A 22,072-nucleotide genomic window follows, 5' to 3' on the forward strand; every position below is an offset into this window, starting at 1 on the left:
TGACTAAATCAATTATTATACTTGTATAGTACAATCATATAAAAAGAAAGTAAAGCGATTCCTCAGAACCATCCTAGAAGCAAGCACCAGAAAGGAGGAAGCTGTTCTGATTGGAGAGCAGCACTTGATGTGAAAGTCATACGAATTATCTTGCAAGTGTTGATATTATATGTATTTTTTATGATCGGGGAAGCCATTCAGCATCTGTTTCATTTACCCGTGTCAGGAAGCATCGTTGGATTGGTATTGCTTCTGATCTGCTTGGGCCTCCGTATTGTTCCCGTCTCCATCATTGAAGACGGAGCAGGGTTTTTATTATCCTTCCTTCCATTGTTGTTCATCCCGGCAATGACAGGAGTGATAAACTATCCGTCTCTCATTTCATTCAATGGTCTGATGCTGCTGATTACAGTCGTTCTGAGCACCATCGTCACGATCATTGCGGCTGGATTCGCCAGCCAGCTATTAGAGAAAAAAGCAAAAAAACGGGAGGAGAAAGAGAAATGCAGCAAGCATGTATCGCGATCATTATAATTCTTTTAACAGTTGCCGCTTATTTAGCGATGGTCAAACTCTATAAGCGATTCCCGCTTCCATTTCTGATCCCCGTTCTCACAACGACCATTTTGATTGTAGCGGCTTTGATGATGTTTCATGTTTCCTATGAAGGCTATATGATCGGGGGGAAATGGATCAATTCTTTGCTTGGGCCGGCTGTTGTGGCGCTGGCCTATCCGCTTTATAAGCAATGGCATATCATTGTCAAACATTGTGTTCCCATTTTAGGCGGCGTCCTGGTCGGATTATGCATGGGAATGATCAGCGGGCTGATCTTCGCAGAAGCATTCGGGATTGATCATGATCTCTTATTATCCATTCTGCCAAAGTCGATCACAACCCCTGTCGCTATTCAGATCGCCGCCGGTCTTGGCGGCGTCCCTTCCATGACAGTCGTATTTGTCATGATTGCGGGCTTTTCAGGCGTCATCCTCGGGCCGCTTTTCCTAAAATGGCTTCGCATACGCAGCTCCCTAGGACAAGGCATTGCATTAGGCAGCGCCTCCCATGCACTGGGCACCTCCAAAGCATTGGAATATGGGGAACTGGCCGTATCCATGAGTTCCGTCTCCATGACGCTTTGTGCGGTGCTCGGCTCATTCTTCGGCCCGCTCGTCGTCTGGCTGTTTCATATTTAACAAAGAAAGACTGCCCCGGGGGAGGGCAGTCTTTTTTGTTTAAGAAGCAAAAAAATCAATCAGCGGCTGAAAGTCCTTAGATAAATCAACGTCATTCGGTTCTGCTTGAAGCAGGCGGTCAATCATGTGCTCCAGTTCCTCAATATGATGTTGATCTGTATATTCAATGAAGTTTAAGCTTTCAAGCCAATCCCGATATGAATGTTTGGCTTTGCCATAGCTGTTCCCAAAGACAAGGCAAGGTGTTTTGGTGATAATCGAGAAAATCATCGCGTGAAGGCGGTCGGTAATCACCAATTTACTGGAGCCAATGCGGTCTAGCATCTCCATAAAATGCTTTTCACGATCGGCGTAGTCGATGGTGTCGACCGTATCCAGCACCGTATCGGTACGCTCTGTGTAAGTTGTTTTTTCTGCCCATTGCTTCATCTGTGAAATAAAATCTTCGTCAGTTACTTTCTCCTTATCCGCTCTTAAAATAAAGAGAACGCCGTCCCGCTCGAGCTCTCGCGGCACAATATCCAAGGAAAGCACCATGTCCGGTGTAAAGATCACATTGGAGTTGAAGGTCTCCTTCACAACATCCAGTGTTTGCGTCTCACGCGCAGCAATCGTTAAATTTGTATTTTGATGGTACGCATCCTGTGTTTTTTTCTTTTCCTTCTGTCCTTCCTCTGTATCCTCAAAATAAACGGATTGTGGCAGAGAAATTGATTTGTAGTCTTTAAACGCCGAAAAGACCTTTCTTCTGTCTTCCTCAATATCAAGATAAAGGTTTCCTAAATTCCCTCCGCCTGTAAAGCAGACAATATCGTCTTCACGAATGATCTCCTTCACCAGTTCAATGCCCTCATCCGTCGCATAATCCATAATCTCAATGTATTCATAATACGGAAAATGATTTTTGATAAATTTCTCTTCCGCATACGCAATCGCTTGGTCGCCAATGTTTGTGTAACTAGGGGAACCAAACAAAAATACTTTTCGTTTATCATTTAACAGAGCTTCCGGCTCCACATTTGGCGCAATGCCTTTTACTAGTTTTTTTCCTTTGATTTCTTGTACAGTCATATCTGCGTCCTCCTTCTGGGATGAATTCCTCATTGTGTGTTAACTGTCTCTACCCAAAAAGAAGGATGGCTATGCATTGGCGTGTGCATCGGCTATATCAGAAACATCGTTTTCGCCAATTGGATAGACGCTGCAATGTCTCGCGCCGTTCTTTCCATATATTCCGCGGCATGTTCAAACGCGTCTTCTAGCGGCACGGCTCCGGGAACGATGCTGAAAAGCGCATCGATTCCGTGTTGATAGACGGCATCACTGTCTCGTGATACTGATCCCGCAATACCGATGACGGGCACATCATATGATTTAGCCGCTTTGGCTACGCCGATCGGCGTTTTTCCATGAACCGTTTGGCTGTCGATCCGTCCCTCGCCGGTAATCACAAGATCTGCATCCTGAACGATACTTTCAAAATCAACCGCATTAAGGACAATATCAATGCCTCTTTTCAGGTCAGCCTGAAGATAAGTCAGCAGGCTCCATCCAAGACCGCCCGCTGCACCGGCGCCCTCTGTATCTCGGAAGGTTGATCCGAGCTCTTTTTCTGCCATATCAGCGAAATGGCTTACGTTCTGGTCTAGTACATCCAGCATGTCGGCCGTCGCGCCTTTTTGCGGCCCGAAAACAGCCGTAGCACCCTTTGGTCCTGTTAACGGATTGTCCACGTCACAGGCAACTTCCAGTTTGACATTCCGCAATCTGGAATCAAGCCCGCTAACATCTATTGATGCAAGCTGAGATAACGCGCCGCCCCCTGGGCCAATCTCGCTGCCTGAGTTATCAAGAAGCCTTCCGCCCAATGCCTGAATCATCCCGGCTCCCCCGTCGTTCGTGGCGCTTCCGCCGATTCCGATGATCAATCGCTCCGCTCCCGCATCAAGAGCTGCTCCGATTAATTCTCCCGTTCCCCTTGTTGTAGTGATGAGCGGATTTCGCTTATCTACAGGCACCAGATGCAATCCTGAAGCAGCAGCCATTTCAATCACAGCTGTTCTCCCATCCCCCATCATGCCAAAGAAAGCTCTCACCGGTTCCCCCAGCGGCCCTGTGACAACTTGCTCTATGATCCTTCCGTTGGTCGCATCGACCAGAGATTGAACAGTTCCCTCGCCGCCATCCGCCATCGGCAATTTTCTGTAATCAGCACCCGGAAAGACCGACTTGAAACCTCTTTCTATCGCGTCTGCGGCCTCCAGAGCTGATAAGCTTTCCTTAAAAGAATCAGGTGCAATGATGATTTTCATCCAAATCGCCTCTTTCAAAACATGATTCACTTATGCTAGTTATCTCCAATGTACCATATTCCATTTAGAAATAAATACCATAATGATTAGGAAAAATTTTATTAAAAATTAGAAATGAAAGTGTTTGCATAAAAGAAATATTCACGTTATCATACTTGTATACAAGTATACTTCTTGAGTGAGGAAGGTGAGTGTATGCTAGACTCCAAAGACCTGTTGTATCCCGCAAAATGGCTCTCAAAAGCGTCAACCGGGGTTCGTGTCGCATACGAGCTGAGAATGCGGATCGTTTCAGGCCTGATTGAAAGCGGTACCATTTTATCAGAAAATACAATCGCCGCCGAGTTTTCAGTAAGCCGTTCGCCGGTTCGCGAAGCGCTAAAAATACTCGCATCCGAAAAAATCATCCGCTTAGAACGAATGGGAGCGGTCGTAATTGGTTTAACTGAGAAGAAAATCGCGGAAATTTATGATGTGCGTTTACTATTAGAAACATTTGTCTTTGAACGGCTTGTCAAAATAGACATTGAGCCTTTAGTTAAGGATCTCAGCAAAATTCTTGAAATGATGAAAGTCTCAATCAAATATGAGGACGCTGACGAATTTTCATTTCAAGATGTGCTGTTCCATGAAACCATTATCCGAGCGATTGATCATTCATACATTCAGATGATCTGGAACAATCTAAAACCCGTCATGGAAAGCTTTATTCTTTTATCGATGCGGGTACGGTTAAAGGAAAAGTATGAAGACTTCACAAGGATTTTAGATAACCACGAGCTTTATATTCAAGCCATCAAAACAAAGGATAGGGCGCTGATGATTCAGTCTCTTCACCAAAACTTTGATGATGTGCAGGATAAGGTAGAAGACCTATGGCTCTCACAACAAATGCTGGCAAAAGGAGCTGAATACAACAATGACTAGTTATATGTTAGGAATCGATATCGGCACGACAAGCACAAAAGCTGTGCTGTTCAGTGAAAACGGAGATGTGGTACAGAAAGAAAGCATCGGCTACCCGCTCTATACACCGGACATCTCAACAGCTGAACAAAATCCGGAAGAGATTTTTCAGGCAGTCATCCATACAACAGCGAGAATTACAAAACAGCATCCCGAAAAACAAATCTCTTTCATTTCGTTCAGCAGCGCCATGCACAGCGTCATTGCAATCGACGAAAATGACAAGCCGCTGACGCCATGCATCACATGGGCCGACAACCGAAGTGAAGGCTGGGCGCATAAGATCAAAGAGGAATTGAACGGACATGAGGTGTACAAACGGACGGGAACACCGATTCATCCGATGGCACCGTTAAGTAAAATTGCCTGGATCACGAATGAACGGAAAGAAATCGCTTCCAAGGCAAAGAAATATATCGGCATCAAAGAGTACATTTTTAAACAGCTGTTTAATGAGTATGTCATCGATTACTCCTTGGCATCAGCGACAGGCATGATGAACCTGAAAGGCTTGGATTGGGACGAAGAGGCACTGCGCATCGCAGGCATCACGCCGGATCACTTATCCAAACTCGTGCCAACAACCGAGATCTTTCAGCACTGCAGCCCTGAAATAGCGATCCAAATGGGAATCGATCCGGAAACGCCTTTTGTCATCGGCGCCAGCGACGGCGTGCTGTCCAACCTCGGCGTCAACGCCATTAAAAAGGGCGAAATCGCCGTCACCATCGGTACAAGCGGTGCCATCCGTACGATTATTGACAAGCCGCAAACCGATGAAAAAGGGAGAATTTTTTGCTATGCCTTGACGGACAAGCATTGGGTTATTGGGGGACCTGTGAACAATGGGGGCATCGTCCTTCGCTGGATCAGAGACGAGTTTGCCTCCTCCGAAATCGAAACAGCGACACGGCTGGGCATTGATCCATATGACGTGCTGACGAAAATTGCCCAACGCGTCAGACCCGGTTCTGACGGTCTGCTGTTCCACCCATATCTCGCCGGAGAACGCGCTCCGTTGTGGAATCCGGATGTACGCGGCTCATTTTTCGGCCTGACCATGTCGCATAAGAAAGAGCATATGATACGCGCGGCATTGGAAGGCGTCATTTACAACCTGTACACGGTGTTCTTGGCGTTAACTGAATGCATGGATGGCCCGGTAACCCGCATCCAAGCGACAGGGGGATTTGCAAGGTCGGAGGTTTGGCGCCAAATGATGTCGGATATCTTCGAATCAGAGGTTGTCGTTCCGGAAAGCTACGAAAGCTCATGTCTCGGCGCCTGCATTTTAGGCCTGTATGCAACAGGAAAAATTGACTCTTTCGACGCCGTGTCCGACATGATCGGCAGCACATACAGACATACGCCGATCGAAGACTCAGCCAAGGAATACAGAACATTAATGCCGATTTTCATCAATCTATCAAGATTATTAGAAAATCAATATACACAAATTGCAGATTATCAGAGGGGCTTAATCACACACAAATAGTACATGACATGAAGGGGAGGGCATTACCATGCCGTTAATCATCGTTGCACTTGGGATCTTAGCATTACTATTTCTGATTATGGGCTTAAAATTAAACACATTTATTTCCCTGCTGGTCGTATCGTTCGGCGTGGCACTGGCACTCGGGATGCCGTTCGATAAAGTTGTCAGCTCCATCGAAGCAGGAATAGGGGGGACTCTTGGCCACATCGCGCTCATCTTCGGACTCGGTGCGATGCTGGGCAAGCTGATCGCGGATTCAGGAGGCGCACAGCGCATTGCGATGACGCTCGTCAACAAATTCGGCGAGAAAAATATTCAATGGGCCGTTGTCATTGCCTCATTTATTATTGGGATTGCGTTATTTTTTGAAGTAGGACTGGTTCTATTAATTCCGATTGTCTTTGCGATTTCAAGAGAATTGAAGATTTCTATTTTATTTCTCGGAATCCCGATGGTCGCGGCACTATCCGTCACACACGGTTTCCTGCCGCCGCACCCGGGACCTACGGCGATCGCCGGTGAGTATGGCGCAAACATTGGAGAAGTGCTGCTGTACGGCTTTATCGTTGCTGTTCCGACAGTGCTCATCGCAGGGCCGTTATTTACAAAGTTCGCGAAAAAAATCGTTCCTGCATCATTTGCGAAAAACGGCAATATTGCATCACTCGGCACACAAAAAACGTTTAACCTTGAAGAAACACCCGGCTTTGGAATCAGTGTCTTTACTGCAATGCTCCCGATTATCATCATGTCGGTCGCGACCATTATCGACCTGCTTCAAGAAACAATCGGGTTTGCAGATAACGGAGTTTTAGCTTTTATCAGATTGATTGGAAACGCATCGACTGCTATGATTATTTCGTTATTGGTCGCAGTCTATACAATGGGCATCAAGCGCAACATTCCAGTCAAAACCGTGATGGATTCTTGTTCAACTGCCATTTCACAAATCGGCATGATGCTTTTGATCATCGGAGGAGGCGGCGCCTTCAAACAAGTGCTGATCAACGGCGGTGTCGGCGATTACGTAGCAGACTTATTCAAAGGAACGGCATTATCGCCAATCATTCTGGCATGGCTCATCGCGGCGATCCTGCGCATTTCTCTAGGATCAGCGACTGTTGCCGCACTAAGCACAACAGGTCTGGTCATTCCGTTATTGGGTCATTCTGATGTTAACCTGGCGTTAGTCGTGCTCGCAACAGGCGCCGGAAGTGTCATCGCTTCACACGTCAATGACGCCGGCTTCTGGATGTTCAAGGAATACTTCGGATTAAGCATGAAAGAAACATTTGCCACATGGACATTGCTGGAAACCATTATTTCCGTTGCTGGACTGGGATTCATTTTATTGTTAAGTTTAGTTGTATGAAATTAAGAAGGAGCTGTAACACATGTTCAATACGATTGGTGTCATAGGCTTAGGCGTAATGGGAAGCAATATCGCCTTAAACATGGCAAATAAAGGCGAAAACGTCGCTGTCTATAATTACACCAGAGATTTAACGGACCAGCTTATCCAAAAGCTGGATGGACAATCTCTCAGCCCGTATTACGAGCTTGAGGACTTTGTTCAATCGTTAGAAAAACCAAGAAAAATCTTTTTGATGGTCACAGCGGGAAAACCCGTAGATTCCGTCATCCAATCATTAAAGCCTTTGCTTGAAGAAGGCGACGTCATCATGGATGGAGGAAACTCCCATTATGAAGACACAGAAAGAAGATATGACGAACTGAAGGAAAAAGGGATCGGTTACCTGGGAGTCGGCATTTCCGGCGGTGAAGTCGGTGCATTAACAGGGCCTTCCATCATGCCGGGCGGAGATCGCGACGTCTATGAGAAAGCCGCTCCTATCCTGACGAAAATCGCAGCCCAAGTCGGGGATGACCCTTGCTGTGTCTATATCGGACCAAAAGGGGCAGGGCACTTTACAAAAATGGTGCACAACGGCATTGAATATGCAGACATGCAGCTGATTGCAGAAGCGTATACGTTTCTAAGAGAAACGCTTCGTCTGCCGCTAGATGAAATTGCATCTATTTTTGAAACATGGAATCAAGGTGAGCTGAAAAGCTATTTAATAGAGATTACAGCTGAGATTTTACGCAAAAAAGACGAAAAAACAGGACAGCCTCTGATCGATGTCATCCTTGATAAAACCGGCCAAAAAGGCACTGGAAAATGGACGAGCATGCAGGCGATTGATAACGGTATCCCGTCCACGATCATCACAGAGTCCTTGTTCGCCCGCTACTTGTCATCCTTAAAAGAAGAACGGATGGCAGCTCAAGACGTATTAGCAGGCCCGGAAGCCGAAGAAAAACACTTGGATAAAGGCACCTGGATTGAATACGTCAGACAGGCTCTTTACATGGGGAAAGTATGCGCCTATGCACAAGGCTTTGCCCAATATAAGATGTCATCTGAGCTTTACGGCTGGAATCTGCCGCTCAAAGACATTGCCTTGATTTTCCGAGGCGGCTGCATCATCCGCGCTGATTTCCTAAACGTGATCAGCGAAGCATTCAGTGAGCAGCCAAATCTGGCTAACCTGCTGATCGCGCCTTATTTCACAGATAAGCTCCATGCCTATCAAACAGGCCTGCGAAAAGTCGTTTGCGAGGGTATCAGCACTGGAATCTCTTTCCCATGCTTAACTACCGCGCTCTCTTATTACGACGGCTACCGCACAGGGCGTTCCAATGCGAACCTCTTGCAGGCACAGCGCGATTACTTTGGCGCTCACACGTACGAACGGACTGATATGGACGGCGTTTTCCATACGAATTGGTCTGAATAACCTGTCATCAACACGGTCAGTTTTCAACTGAACCGTGTTTTTTTCTTCTATCCCAAACAACAGAAGACATAAGTTATGTTTTAAATATCATAAACAGTGATACAATAATAGCTAGAAACAATCCCCAAGATCATCATGTGACAGCAGCTTGCTGTTCCGTTCTATTCTGCTTTTGGCCATTGTCCTTTGCCCTTGACCATGGTGTCATAAAATGTTCAAATGCCAAAACGGCCTGTCATTCTGATTTATAAAAGTCCCTGAAAACCTTGTCTAATTGAGAATCAGCCTCTCATTTGTTATAAAAGAAATGCATAAATCCTACCTGTCACACCTTTAGTAAGATGAAAAAAAGTAGGTTATGGCTTGACAAAAAATATATATTAATTAATAATTCATATATAATTAGAATTATTATTGAAAGCGAATATGCTTTCTAATACATTTTTAGGAGGAATATACATTATGTCTTTAATCGGTAAAGAAGTACTTCCATTCGAAGCAAAAGCATTCAAAAACGGTGAATTCATCGATGTAACAAACGAAGATTTGAAAGGCCAATGGAGCGTATTCTGCTTCTACCCAGCAGATTTCTCTTTCGTATGCCCAACTGAGCTTGAAGATCTTCAAGAACAATATGCTGCTCTTAAAGAATTAGGTGTTGAAGTATACTCTGTTTCTACAGATACTCACTTCGTACACAAAGGCTGGCATGACAGCTCTGAAAAAATCAGCAAAATCACTTACGCAATGATCGGTGACCCATCTCAAACGATCTCTCGCAACTTCGATGTTCTTGACGAAGAAACTGGCCTTGCTGACCGCGGAACATTCATCATCGATCCAGACGGCGTTATCCAAACTGTTGAAATCAATGCAGGCGGTATCGGCCGTGACGCAAGCAACCTTGTAAACAAAGTAAAAGCAGCTCAATACGTTCGTCAAAACCCAGGTGAAGTTTGCCCGGCTAAATGGGAAGAAGGCGGCGAAACTCTTACACCTAGCCTTGATCTAGTAGGTAAAATCTAAGGAGTGCATTCAATTGGTACTTGATGCAAATATCAAAGCACAATTAAATCAATATATGCAGCTAATTGAGAATGACATTGTTCTCAAAGTTAGCGCAGGCGAAGATGACATTTCAAAGGACATGCTGGCTCTCGTTGATGAGCTGGCTTCCATGTCATCGAAAATTTCAGTTGAAAAAGCTGAATTAAACAGAACGCCGAGCTTCAGTGTCAATCGTGTCGGAGAAGACACTGGCGTGACTTTCGCCGGTATCCCTCTGGGCCACGAATTCACATCATTAGTGTTGGCGTTGCTCCAAGTGAGCGGCAGACCGCCTAAGGTGGACCAAAAAGTCATTGATCAGGTGAAGAAGATCAGTGGTGAATACCACTTCGAATCTTATATCAGCCTGACATGCCACAACTGTCCTGATGTTGTACAAGCTTTAAACATGATGAGCGTGCTGAACCCGAACATTACGCACACGATGATTGACGGTGCAGCATACAAAGCAGAAGTTGAAAGCAAAAACATCATGGCAGTGCCGACCGTTTACCTGAATGGCGAATCCTTCGGAAGCGGCCGTATGACGCTTGAAGAAATTCTTGCGAAAATGGGCAGCGGCACAGATGCATCTGAGTTTGCTGACAAAGAGCCGTTTGACGTTCTTGTGGTCGGAGGCGGACCTGCTGGTGCAAGTGCAGCGATCTACACTGCACGTAAAGGCATCCGCACTGGTGTTGTCGCTGAGCGCTTCGGCGGACAGGTTCTCGACACCATGAGCATCGAAAACTTCATCAGCGTCAAAGCGACGGAAGGACCGAAGCTTGCGGCAAGTCTTGAAGAGCATGTGAAGGAATATGATATTGATGTCATGAACCTTCAGCGTGCGAAACGCCTTGAGAAGAAAGATCTGTTCGAACTTGAACTCGAAAATGGCGCTGTCCTGAAAAGTAAAACAGTGATCCTTTCAACAGGTGCACGCTGGCGCAATGTCAACGTACCTGGTGAACAAGAGTTCAAAAACAAAGGTGTCGCATACTGCCCGCACTGTGATGGGCCATTGTTTGAAGGCAAAGACGTAGCGGTTATCGGCGGAGGAAACTCTGGTATCGAAGCAGCAATTGACCTTGCAGGTATTGTCAATCACGTTACCGTGCTAGAATTTGCGCCGGAACTGAAAGCAGACGAAGTACTGCAAAAACGTCTCTACAGCCTGCCTAACGTTACTGTCGTGAAAAACGCACAAACAAAAGAAATCACAGGTGATCAGAGTGTTAACGGCATCACATACGTAGACCGCGAAACAGGCGAAGAAAAACACGTTGAACTTCAAGGTGTATTCGTCCAAATCGGTCTCGTGCCAAACACAGAATGGTTAGAAGGAACAGTTGAACGCAACCGCATGGGCGAAATTATTGTCGACAAACACGGCGCAACAAGCGTACCAGGCTTATTTGCTGCCGGCGACTGCACAGACAGTGCGTACAACCAAATTATTATTTCTATGGGATCAGGTGCAACTGCCGCTCTCGGCGCGTTTGATTACCTAATCCGTAACTGATATAAGAAAGCCGCAATTGCCAGATTGGCAGCATTGCGGCTTTCTTTTTTATTCCAAAAATATTGCAAGTTTTATACAACTGTAATATAGTTGTAATGTTAGTGATTGGTCACTTCACACTCAGCATATTTGCTGTTTTTAAAGCGATACGCACTGATTTTCTATTTAACGTGCCCTGATACTTTTTGACCTTTTTTTTCAGATCTTTAATGGTTTTTTCCTTTTTGGCATTTTCTAATGCCATCAGCGCTTCCCAGCGTTTCGCTGTTTCTGTGGAACTGCAGCCGCTAACTGTAGTCACAGGCGGAAGAAGCTTCGTATTAGATAGTTTTTCGTCAAAAGGAACGGTATCAGGAATCGCTTTCTCTTTATAAATATGGTCTAATTCATTTTGATTCAAGAAGCTGATGAAATGGTCAAAGTTTTGCGCTTGCCGTTTCTCAGGCTGATGAAAATCAAGTGTTTCAATTAATTCTGACAGTTTTGTCTGATCGGTTATCTCATTTGCCATGACATGCGTTAATTGATGGTACTCAGCTAATTCACGCATTCTGGCATCTTTCGGAAGCAACAGGCTCGGTGTACCGGCAATCGTCGCTGCGATATTTCCATGCAGCCTTGCGCCAAAGCTCAAATCGGCTTTTCTCAGGAAATCCAGCCAAGTCGGCACATTTAAAAAGAATCGGACTCTATCATTCTGATAAGCCGGGTCTTCCATGCTGACCGGATAATTATCAGCAGGCTTCGCTAGCGCAGGCGCACCCGCATACGTCAGAATCATTTCTTTTCGCCATTGCGGGATAAAGTAATGATTCGGGAACTCTTTCATGCTTCTCGTAATGAAGTCCAGCACATGCTTTGGAGACAGCCTTGATGAGTTAACCGTCACCATAGATTCTGTTGTGATATTAGTTTCTCTTATCTTCAGTTCTCTGCCAAACGCATACATAGAAGGACACCCAATCACCGTATGGTCAATGCCTTCACGGAAACCTAATCTGGAAAGGTATTTCGCTGTAATTTCACCGCGGACACCGATCATATTTGATCTCTCCAGCACAGCACTTACAAACGCTTTTACATCCTCATCAAAAGGAAAACCTTCATTTAATTTTGGTTCAAACGGAGCCCGCAAACCAACACCAATCACAACAACCGGAATGGTTAGTTTCTTAATTAATTGGGTATATTTCCGTAAAGAAGGCACGAAATCCTCGCGGAATGCATCTGCCAGCGGAATAATATACATATCATAATTTTTATTAATTTGTTCAGCATCCGCTGGATTAATCCGATAATAATCAGGAGTAATCGTCGTTCCTTCTGTCATCAGCGTGCGAAACACACTGTAGGCATATACTAGGTTTCCTACGTTGCCGCCAATGGAGTTGCGAACAATCATTTCAGCTGCATTAAATGTATCAAATGGTGATATGCCAGCTCTTATTAAAATGTTTTTCAATGTGATGTTGCCCCTTCCTCGCCAAATTTTTTTCAGGAGATTTGCTTAGGGAACTCTATCATGATCTTAAAACTTCAGCCGGACACCCGCTTTCATCCCTTTTTACTCACAAACTCTCTCCCTTTCTTCCATTCTAATATTAAATTATACAAAAAAGGATCTTACAGGTGAAATCATAACATACAATCAGCGCTAGTAATCTATTCCCATTATTGGATATCGGGTCGGATCATGCCAAAAACCCGAACCAGGCACTCCGGTAAAAGTGCTCGATTCGGGCCAGCTTCTTATAGTTCCTCGCCATTCGTTTGAATGACATTTTTGTACCACTCAAAGGAATCTTTCTTATACCGCTTCATGGATCCGTTTCCTTCATTGTCACGATCAACATAGATCATGCCGTAGCGTTTTTTCATTTCGCCAGTTGTGAAGGAGACAATATCAATAATGCCCCACGGCGTGTAGCCAATTAAATCAACACCATCGTACGTGACCGCTTTTTCTAATGCTTCAATATGCGATTTTAAATATTGAATGCGCTCCGGATCATGAACCTTGCCGTCCTCCTCCAGCGTATCCACTGCGCCAAAGCCATTTTCAACGATGAATAACGGGATTTGGTATCGGTCATAAAAACGATTTAACGTATATCTCAGCCCGGTTGGATCAATCGCCCATCCCCAGTCACTCGAAGTGATGTACGGATTTTCGACACCATTCGGCAAGCCGCCATTTACAATATCGCCAGTGTTATCATTTTTCACATCGCTTTTCACAGTTGTTGACATGTAATAGCTGAAGCCTAAGTAATCGACGGTTCCGTTTCTTAAAATCTCATCATCGCCGTCTTCGAATGTGATGTTGTAGCCTTCGCGTTCAAATTCCTTCAACGCGTAGCTTGGATAATAACCGCGCACCTGCACATCAGGGAAGAAATAGCGCTGCCTCATTTCTTCTTCAGCCAGCATCACATCTTTAGGATTGGAGGAGAAAGGATAAATCGGCACGTGTGATACCATGGCCCCAATCTGGAACTCTGGATTGATGTCTTTTCCTTTTGCCACTGCTAAGGCGCTCGCCACTAATTCATGGTGCGCCGTTTGATACATGACTTCCTTGGCGTTTTCGTTTTCGTCAACCACAACACCTGAATTCGTCCATAGGAACAACGGATTGTTCACATCCATTTGGTTGTTAATCTCGTTAAATGTCATCCAGTACTTCACTTTATCTTTGTAACGGGTAAAGCAAGCCTCTGCGAAGTTGACGAAGAAGTCCACGACTTTCCGGTTTCTGAAGCCGCCATATTCTCTTGCCAGGTGCAGCGGCATTTCAAAGTGAGACAGGGTAATGACCGGCTCGATCCCATGCTTCAGCAATTCATCAAACACATCATCATAAAACTGCAAACCAGCTTCGTTCGGTTCAGTCTCATCGCCTTTCGGAAAAATCCGGCTCCAGCCGATGGACGTCCGCAGACATTTTAATCCCATTTCCGCAAACAAAGCGATATCTTCCTTGTATCTGTGATAGAAATCAATGGCTTCATGGTTTGGATAAAATTCGTTTTCTTCAATCGTGTCCGTGATTTTTCTCGGCACGCCGTGCGCACCCGCTGTCATCACATCGACGACACTCGGCCCTTTACCGCCTTGATTCCATCCGCCTTCAAATTGGTGGGCAGCTAAAGCACCGCCCCATAAAAAATCCTTTGGCATGTTTCCCATGTTTAATTCCTCCTCAGCTTACGACTGTAAATATTTTTTGATGTAATGCACTTTCCTCAATCTCTTCAATGAAAGCTTATCAAACTCAACAAGCACTTCGCCTTTTTTGACGGTATCGCCTTCTTTTACCTTCAAGGAAAAAGGAGTGCCGCCTAATGTCACCGTATCCAGCCCGATGTGCGCAAGCAATTCGACGCCGGACGCTGAACGCAGGCCAATCGCATGCTTTGTAGTCGCAACCATGACAACCGTAATGACGCCGGGATGGTAGCATCGATTTCACGATATCCTTCGCTTTAGGGGTAGACCGCTTCAGCACCAATCGAAGTCTGGTAGCGCAGCGAGAAGCCCCAATCACATTCTCTTCCCCGCCTACGGCCTCTAAAATGTCTTTTGCTAGTCTCGTATAATCTCTCACTTTCCCCGACATTTCACCCACCCCTTTGTTTTGGTTGCGCTTTCATTATAATTGTACCGGTATAATATATCAATACCGAAACAAAATATTTACGCACTAACTATCATTGTAAGCGGTTTATGCTATAATTTTGGCAGTGAAACTAAACGAATAAATGAGGAATGCGTATGTTAAAATACCAGCAAATCGCAGCGGAAATTGAAACATATATAGAAGAACACCAGCTTCAGCAGGGAGACAAACTGCCAGTCCTAGAAACCCTCATGGCCCAGTTTGAAGTCAGCAAAAGCACAATCACAAAGTCCCTCGAGCTATTAGAGCAAAAAGGCGCGATCTTTCAGGTCAGAGGAAGCGGCATTTTCGTCAGAAAACATAAACGAAAAGGCTATATCAGCCTTTTGTCGAATCAGGGATTTAAAAAAGACCTCGAGGATTTCAACGTCACCTCAAAAGTCATCGAACTGGACGTGAGAAAGCCAACACCGGAAGCGGCGGAAAATCTGAACATCGAAATAAACGAAGACATCTACTATGTCAAAAGGGTCCGCTACATCAACGGCCAGACCCTTTGCTACGAAGAGTCTTACTACAACAAATCGATCGTGACGTATTTAAACAACGAAATCGTCTCCCACTCCATCTTCCATTACATCCGGGAAGGACTGGGGTTGAAGATTGGTTTTTCTGATTTGTTTCTGCACGTGGACCAGCTTAATGAGGAGGAAGCGGAATATTTGGGGTTAGAGGCTGGACTGCCGAAGCTGTATATAGAAAGTATTTTTCACCTGACAAATGGGCAGCCGTTTGATTACTCGAAGATTTCGTATAATTATAAGCAGTCGCAGTTTGTGATGCAGGCTAATAGTTTTTTATTATAGGGCTGCTTCACTATGGAAGGTGATCGACATGTACAAAATTATCATTCCTGCCATACTAGCCATCTTTGCGCTCTGGATACTCTTACAGATTTCACTAGAGATGAGCATCGTTAAGAATCCAATGAACTACTTTATCGTATTCACTATCTTTTTCCTCTTTGTAAAGCTGGTGAAAGAAAAACAATAATAGTTTGGGCGATGCAAACAGAAAAACATCCTTCCCTTAACAAACTCAGCCAGTCACATGCATTAATCTTGATGTTAATGATATATAGGTGCACATAAAAAGCTACTTCATTGTGAAGTAGCTTCCTTTATTAAATGCCCATTTTGATCCATCTAGTTTTAGAAAAGCGAAGGACAATCGCATTTATGATAATGATTGAAACTAAATACAAAATAATAAATAAAACATCATTACTCCCAAGTGTCATGTTATCAGATTGCAGCACTCTTTCTATTCGGGGATACATAGTGTTACCTGCCTCAAAAGGAGCAATGAAACCAAACGTTTTATTGCTTATAGCTACTAAGATAACAGAAGTCATCCAATAAACGATACTGACACCTATACTAATTAATATATTAGGACATAACATGCTTATAGTTCCGATAATTAGAATATACTGCAGTATAACTGCAGAAAATAAAAAAAGTAATAATGCAAAATGCGAAAAATCATGGTACATCAATGATATGATTAGCAGGCCTAGCGTTATAAATGCAAAACATTCCAAAAATAAAACAGCTATCTTTTTATAAAAGAAAGTATAGATGTTCTCTCCAATTAATTTGTAAAAGAGAATATTTTTGTTTGAATACTCTCTATTAATAAAGAAAGCTATAACAAATGAAAATAACATCAAACCAAACTGGGTTGCAACAGTATAGGAGCTAAAGAAAAACATTTCAGGTGTAACATTGCTGACTTTATCAATTCCAACAAGTAAAAAATAACCCAGCAAAAATAAAAATACAAACATTGCTCCTAAAATAATGATAACTTTGTTGCTAATACTCTTTTTAAACTCTAATTTCATCTCAAGCCCCCACTGTTTTATTACTCATTTATATACACTTCAATTAATTTATCCACTGAATGATATTGTTGAATTTCTTGGTGATTAAATATATAATAATCCCCTTCTATCGCCTTTAAATCAGACAAATCATGTGTAATGTTGATGATAATCTTCTCGGGGTTCTCCTGAATATACTTGTTTAAGAAGCCATGAATCTCTATAACCGTTTTTTTGTCTAATGAATTCGTTATTTCATCTAAAACAATAATATTTTTATCCTCTAATAAGAAGCTGAGCAATTTTAATTTTTGCTTTTGTCCATCACTCAAATTTTTGATCAGAACTTTCCCATCAATATTATCCAGATTAAGTAAATGTGCAATTTTATCTATCATTTCTGCATTAAATTTTTTACTCAAAAAGTGTAATAAAAAGTCCTTAGAAACATCATTAGGTATATTCGACGAGCTGGATATTAAAGAAACATTTTGACGAATATCTCTACCAATTCTTTTGCTATTATTCAACAAAAAGTCTTTAGCAAGCTGTGATTTACCGACTCCATTTTTTCCAACAACGTGATTAATTTTCCCGCTCGAAAAATGCAAGTCGGTGTCCTGAAGTAACGTTTTGCCTTTCACTTTTAAAGTATAATTCGCTATATTCATATACATACTCCTAGGAAATATTTGTATTTTCAAGGTATCTCTTTCGTTTCCGGTTTGGAACTGTAAGAAATGTTTTTCGATGATTAATCTGGATATCTTTTACTCTAGTTTACAATATATAACACTCAATGTACAACAACGGCAGTTTCCTCAAGGCAATTCCATACAAGATAACTGACAAACAAGCTAAATAAATGGATCGTCAATACCATATCAATGCATATTGATAACAACAATAAGGAGGATACTGAACCTTTTAGCCTAAGCCCTTGACTAAATAACCTCCTCCGTAGATTCTGCTGAAAGGTTTTTCAGCTCTAGCTGCCTTAATCTTTCACTCGTTTTAATTGTCTCTAAAAGCAGTTATGCGGTACTATCATATAAAGGTCCAATGTTTAAAAATAATGACATACTTTTAAATTCACCTTATCATGCACATGATCATATATAGGGGTTTATTCTAAAAAGGGGATGGACGATTTTGGAAAGCAAGTACCTAGATCTACTCGCACAAAAATACGATTGTGAAGAAAAAGTGGTAACAGAAATCATCAATTTGAAAGCGATACTGAACCTGCCAAAAGGCACTGAGCATTTTGTCAGTGATTTGCACGGGGAGTATCAGGCATTCCAGCACGTGCTGCGTAATGGTTCAGGACGAGTCAAAGAGAAGATACGCGACATCTTCAGCGGTGTCATTTACGATAGAGAAATCGATGAATTAGCAGCATTGGTCTATTATCCGGAAGACAAACTGAAATTAATCAAACATGACTTTGATGCGAAAGCAGCGTTAAACGAGTGGTATAAAAAAACGATAAATCGAATGATTAAGCTCGTTTCATATTGCTCCTCCAAGTATACCCGCTCCAAATTACGCAAAGCACTGCCTGCCCAATTTGCTTATATTACGGAGGAGCTGTTATACAAAACAGAACAAGCTGGCAACAAGGAGCAATATTACTCCGAAATCATTGATCAGATCATTGAGCTTGGCCAAGCCGATAAGCTGATCACCGGCCTTGCTTACAGCGTTCAGCGATTGGTGGTCGACCATCTGCATGTGGTCGGCGATATTTATGACCGCGGCCCGCAGCCGGATAGAATTATGGAAGAACTGATCAACTATCATTCTGTCGATATTCAGTGGGGAAATCACGATGTCCTTTGGATCGGCGCCTATTCCGGTTCCAAAGTGTGCCTGGCCAATATTATCCGCATCTGTGCCCGCTACGACAACCTGGATATTATTGAGGACGTGTACGGCATCAACCTGAGGCCGCTGCTGAACCTGGCCGAAAAATATTACGATGATAATCCAGCGTTCCGTCCAAAAGCAGACGACAACAGGCCAGAGGATGAGATTAAGCAAATCACAAAAATCCATCAAGCGATTGCCATGATCCAATTCAAGCTTGAGAGCCCGATTATCAAGAGACGGCCGAACTTTAATATGGAAGAGCGGCTGTTATTAGAGAAAATAGATTATGACAAAAATGAAATCACGCTGAACGGAAAAACATATCAACTGGAAAACACCTGCTTTGCAACGATTAATCCGGAGCAGCCAGATCAGCTATTAGAAGAAGAAGCAGAAGTCATAGACAAGCTGCTATTCTCTGTCCAGCATTCCGAAAAGCTGGGCCGCCATATGAATTTTATGATGAAAAAAGGCAGCCTTTATTTAAAATATAACGGTAACCTGTTGATTCACGGCTGTATTCCTGTCGATGAAAACGGCAATATGGAAACGATGACGATTGAGGATAAACCGTATGCGGGCCGTGAGCTGCTCGATGTATTTGAACGATTCTTGCGGGAAGCCTTTGCCCACCCGGAGGAAACCGATGACCTGGCGACAGATATGGCTTGGTATTTATGGACAGGCGAGTACTCCTCCCTCTTCGGAAAACGCGCCATGACGACATTTGAGCGGTATTTCATTAAAGAAAAGGAAACGCATAAAGAGAAGAAAAATCCGTATTACTATTTACGCGAAGACGAGGAAACCTGCCGAAACATCCTGGCAGAATTCGGCCTCAATCCAGATCACGGCCATATCATCAACGGCCATACACCCGTAAAAGAAATCGAAGGAGAAGACCCAATCAAAGCAAACGGAAAAATGATCGTCATCGACGGCGGCTTCTCCAAAGCCTACCAATCCACAACAGGCATCGCCGGCTATACGCTGCTATACAACTCCTACGGCATGCAGCTCGTCGCCCATAAACACTTCAATTCCAAGGCAGAAGTCCTAAGCACCGGAACCGATGTCTTGACGGTGAAACGATTAGTGGACAAAGAGCTTGAGCGGAAGAAAGTAAAGGAAACGAATGTCGGTGAGGAATTGCTGCAGGAAGTTGCGATTTTGGAGAGTTTGCGGGAGTATCGGTATATGAAGTGAGGGGTGTGGGGTTCAGGGATTATTTTCTCTGGGCTCTTTTTAGGCTATCCAGATTCCAATTCCAAAACACCAGTTTAATGTAAATATTTTAACATTATATAAATACCCACTAATTTACGATTTGCATAAATTTATCCCATACTGCCCCTATGATTAAAGATTCATATTGCATCATATTTATTTTTTGGAAAAATAGTGTATAATTTTATTAGCGTGTGGCTAGATCTTTTCGCTTGTGTTTCGCAAGTGTTGACAAAAATGGTGGGAACATTTGCTTCTCCTATTCTCATATTGGTGTATTCGCCGATGTATCCGATAGTTACCGCATAATGAGTAGCCACACGTTTATTTATATGGGGGATTTTTATATGAGGGAATTTAACGATATAGGAACACGGAATGAACTTGCAGATTTTCTGAAAATTCCTAGAAAACAGCTTAGTTATATATTGTATGTAAGGGGCGTTAATAACTTATACACATCGTTTGAAATACGTAAGAAAAATGGTGGTGTTCGTAAAATTAAGGCTCCATTAGAGGAACTCAAAGACATTCAAAGAAAACTCGCAGAAGCTTTATATAAACATAATAAAAAAGCAGGGAAAAAAAATAATCTTTCTCATGCATTTGAAAAAAACAAGAATATTATAACTAACGCAAAAATTCATCGGAATAAAAGGTTGATTTTGAATATTGATTTAGAAAATTTTTTTGAAAGTTTTCATTTTGGTCGTGTTAGGGGTTTTTTCACTAAAAATAAAAATTTCTTGCTACCTAGTGAAGTGGCCACAGTTATTGCACAATTATCATGCTATGAAGGAAAACTACCACAAGGTGCTCCAACTTCTCCAATCATCTCGAACTTAATTTGTGGGATACTTGATTATAGATTATTAAAAGTCGCAAAAAAATACAAATTGAATTATACACGTTATGCAGATGACTTGACTTTTTCGACTAATGATAAAAATTTTCTGAATCTACAGACGAAATTTCATGAGGAAATATCCAAGGAGTTAATACAAGCCGGATTTAAAATTAATGAAAAAAAGACAAGGCTGCAATATAAAGATTCAAGACAGGTAGTAACTGGACTTGTTGTTAATAGGAAAATAAACGTAAATAGAATTTTTTACAAAGAAACTAGGGCCATGGCACATCAACTTTATAAACAAGGAAATTTCAAGATTAATGGTAAATATGCCAATCTTAATCAATTAGAAGGAAGATTTGCCTTTATAAATCAATTAACTCGGTATAATAACAAAATAGATGGTGACAAACATAGTTTTTATAATTTAAGTTCCAGAGAACTTCAGTATCAAAAATTTCTATTTTATAAGAACTTTTTCGCTAATTCAAAACCACTAATCGTGACGGAAGGTAAAACGGATATTGTTTATTTAAAAGCGGCATTAAAAAAACTCTGCAACGAATATCCTGATTTAATTTCTAAAGATATTGATGGAACATTTGAGTTTAAAGTATCTTTTCTAAAAAAGACAAAGAGGTTAGGATACTTTTTAAATATTCAAGATGGGGGCACTGGACTAAAGAATTTAAATGATTTTTTTAATTCTAATAACGCTAAAAAATCAGCTACTAATTATTTGAGTTATTTCAAAAAAATTAGTAATACTTTACCAAAAAAACCTGTAATTTTAATGTTTGATAATGAGATTAAAAGTGGAAAGAGGAAACCTATAGGTGATTTTCTTAATCACGCAAAGATTGATGATGAAAAAGTAGAACTTTTGAAAAGTGAATATAAAATTAATGTTATTGATAATTTATACCTTTTAACAGTACCTCTAATTGGCGGAAAGTCTGAATGCGATATAGAAGACTTATTTGACAAAACTACTCTCTCTCGCAAAATTAACGGGAAGGAATTCACAAAGAAGGATAATTATGATACTTCGAAATACTATGGCAAAGACATATTCTCCAAGTATATTCTAGATAACTATATTAATATTAACTTTAATAATTTTAGATCTGTTTTAGATAACATAAACAATATAATAGACATTTACACGAAAAGAAGAGTAGATACAGAACACAACATTGAAGCAAAAAATATAGACGAGAGTAGCGAAAAAAAAATACCTTTAGAAATCTAGTGTTAATAATACTTTTCAAAATATT

19 protein-coding genes and 1 pseudogene are annotated in these 22,072 nt (G+C 42.3%); 12 read left to right on the forward strand and 8 right to left on the reverse strand.

The features are described 5' to 3' along the window. The first annotated feature begins 129 nt into the window (after nucleotides 1-129). A complete protein-coding gene (locus tag NX903_RS19685) occupies nucleotides 130-534 on the forward strand; it encodes a CidA/LrgA family holin-like protein (protein ID WP_009968420.1) in 405 nt (134 codons plus the stop codon). Further along, the gene (locus NX903_RS19690) at nucleotides 504-1,196 is read left to right on the forward strand and encodes an LrgB family protein (RefSeq protein ID WP_003227015.1); all 693 of its coding nucleotides are present in this window, start codon (nucleotides 504-506) and stop codon (nucleotides 1,194-1,196) included. The genes NX903_RS19685 and NX903_RS19690 overlap by 31 nt, the downstream gene beginning before the upstream one ends. Nucleotides 1,197-1,235: 39 nt before the next feature. Here NX903_RS19690 and NX903_RS19695 read toward each other — a convergent pair whose 3' ends face one another. Together NX903_RS19695 and NX903_RS19700 are read right to left on the reverse strand one after the other, a co-directional pair. After that, on the reverse strand, nucleotides 1,236-2,267 hold the full coding sequence (locus NX903_RS19695; RefSeq protein ID WP_024571489.1) for a polysaccharide pyruvyl transferase family protein: 1,032 nt from the start codon (nucleotides 2,265-2,267) through the stop codon (nucleotides 1,236-1,238). A gap of 92 nt (nucleotides 2,268-2,359) precedes the next feature. Further along, nucleotides 2,360-3,508: a glycerate kinase gene (locus NX903_RS19700; RefSeq protein WP_024571488.1), complete on the reverse strand. Its 1,149-nt coding sequence runs from the start codon at nucleotides 3,506-3,508 to the stop codon at nucleotides 2,360-2,362. A 195-nt stretch (nucleotides 3,509-3,703) separates the two neighbouring features. On the opposite strand from NX903_RS19700, the gene gntR reads away from it, so the two are divergent. The 6 genes from gntR (at nucleotide 3,704) to ahpF (ending at nucleotide 11,342) form a co-directional block, all read left to right on the forward strand. Next, nucleotides 3,704-4,435, forward strand: coding sequence for a gluconate operon transcriptional repressor GntR (gene gntR / locus NX903_RS19705; protein WP_003243132.1), 732 nt, complete (start codon nucleotides 3,704-3,706; stop codon nucleotides 4,433-4,435). After that, complete coding sequence (gene gntK / locus NX903_RS19710) at nucleotides 4,428-5,969, forward strand: gluconokinase (protein WP_072175864.1); 1,542 nt, start codon at nucleotides 4,428-4,430, stop codon at nucleotides 5,967-5,969. Before gntR ends, gntK begins: the two co-directional genes overlap by 8 nt. Nucleotides 5,970-5,997: 28 nt before the next feature. Further along, complete coding sequence (gene gntP / locus NX903_RS19715) at nucleotides 5,998-7,344, forward strand: gluconate permease GntP (protein WP_003243139.1); 1,347 nt, start codon at nucleotides 5,998-6,000, stop codon at nucleotides 7,342-7,344. Between the two features lie 22 nt (nucleotides 7,345-7,366). Further along, entirely contained in the window at nucleotides 7,367-8,773 is a 1,407-nt protein-coding gene (gnd, locus tag NX903_RS19720; RefSeq protein ID WP_086344525.1) for a decarboxylating NADP(+)-dependent phosphogluconate dehydrogenase, read from the forward strand. Between the two features lie 462 nt (nucleotides 8,774-9,235). After that, the gene (gene ahpC, locus NX903_RS19725; protein WP_003243686.1) at nucleotides 9,236-9,799 is read left to right on the forward strand and encodes an alkyl hydroperoxide reductase subunit C; all 564 of its coding nucleotides are present in this window, start codon (nucleotides 9,236-9,238) and stop codon (nucleotides 9,797-9,799) included. A 13-nt stretch (nucleotides 9,800-9,812) separates the two neighbouring features. Next, the gene (gene ahpF, locus NX903_RS19730) at nucleotides 9,813-11,342 is read left to right on the forward strand and encodes an alkyl hydroperoxide reductase subunit F (RefSeq protein ID WP_024571485.1); all 1,530 of its coding nucleotides are present in this window, start codon (nucleotides 9,813-9,815) and stop codon (nucleotides 11,340-11,342) included. Nucleotides 11,343-11,451: 109 nt separating this feature from the next. Here ahpF and NX903_RS19735 read toward each other — a convergent pair whose 3' ends face one another. The 4 genes and pseudogenes from NX903_RS19735 to NX903_RS21000 form a co-directional block, all read right to left on the reverse strand. After that, nucleotides 11,452-12,804, reverse strand: a complete 1,353-nt coding sequence (locus tag NX903_RS19735; protein ID WP_015385145.1) for a polysaccharide pyruvyl transferase family protein — start codon at nucleotides 12,802-12,804, stop codon at nucleotides 11,452-11,454. Nucleotides 12,805-13,091: 287 nt separating this feature from the next. Next, complete coding sequence (gene bglA, locus NX903_RS19740) at nucleotides 13,092-14,531, reverse strand: 6-phospho-beta-glucosidase BglA (protein ID WP_086344526.1); 1,440 nt, start codon at nucleotides 14,529-14,531, stop codon at nucleotides 13,092-13,094. 18 nt (nucleotides 14,532-14,549) lie between these two features. Continuing rightward, nucleotides 14,550-14,774: a PTS glucose transporter subunit IIA gene (locus tag NX903_RS19745; protein WP_394541595.1), complete on the reverse strand. Its 225-nt coding sequence runs from the start codon at nucleotides 14,772-14,774 to the stop codon at nucleotides 14,550-14,552. A gap of 28 nt (nucleotides 14,775-14,802) precedes the next feature. Beyond that, nucleotides 14,803-14,961, reverse strand: a pseudogene (locus NX903_RS21000) (PTS transporter subunit EIIB); the annotation flags it as partial. 155 nt (nucleotides 14,962-15,116) lie between these two features. On the opposite strand from NX903_RS21000, the gene NX903_RS19755 reads away from it, so the two are divergent. Continuing rightward, nucleotides 15,117-15,827, forward strand: coding sequence for a GntR family transcriptional regulator (locus NX903_RS19755; RefSeq protein WP_086344527.1), 711 nt, complete (start codon nucleotides 15,117-15,119; stop codon nucleotides 15,825-15,827). A gap of 28 nt (nucleotides 15,828-15,855) precedes the next feature. Continuing rightward, nucleotides 15,856-16,014 carry a hypothetical protein gene (locus NX903_RS19760; RefSeq protein ID WP_017697258.1) on the forward strand — a complete coding sequence of 53 codons (159 nt, stop codon included), beginning with the start codon at nucleotides 15,856-15,858 and terminating at the stop codon, nucleotides 16,012-16,014. Between the two features lie 130 nt (nucleotides 16,015-16,144). Here NX903_RS19760 and NX903_RS19765 read toward each other — a convergent pair whose 3' ends face one another. After that, a complete protein-coding gene (locus tag NX903_RS19765) occupies nucleotides 16,145-16,867 on the reverse strand; it encodes a peptide ABC transporter permease (RefSeq protein ID WP_086344528.1) in 723 nt (240 codons plus the stop codon). 20 nt (nucleotides 16,868-16,887) lie between these two features. Then, nucleotides 16,888-17,517: an ATP-binding cassette domain-containing protein gene (locus tag NX903_RS19770; protein ID WP_086344529.1), complete on the reverse strand. Its 630-nt coding sequence runs from the start codon at nucleotides 17,515-17,517 to the stop codon at nucleotides 16,888-16,890. A gap of 481 nt (nucleotides 17,518-17,998) precedes the next feature. Here NX903_RS19770 and fbp point away from each other — a divergent pair, with 481 nt between their 5' ends. Both fbp and NX903_RS19780 read left to right on the forward strand, forming a co-directional pair. Beyond that, nucleotides 17,999-19,924, forward strand: a complete 1,926-nt coding sequence (gene fbp, locus NX903_RS19775; protein WP_086344530.1) for a fructose-1,6-bisphosphatase — start codon at nucleotides 17,999-18,001, stop codon at nucleotides 19,922-19,924. Between the two features lie 368 nt (nucleotides 19,925-20,292). Next, complete coding sequence (locus NX903_RS19780) at nucleotides 20,293-22,047, forward strand: retron Ec67 family RNA-directed DNA polymerase/endonuclease (RefSeq protein WP_216995666.1); 1,755 nt, start codon at nucleotides 20,293-20,295, stop codon at nucleotides 22,045-22,047. Nucleotides 22,048-22,072: the final 25 nt, after the last annotated feature.

Source organism: Bacillus sp. FSL R5-0576 (genome assembly GCF_038004765.1).
GTDB lineage: Bacteria > Bacillota > Bacilli > Bacillales > Bacillaceae > Bacillus > Bacillus subtilis.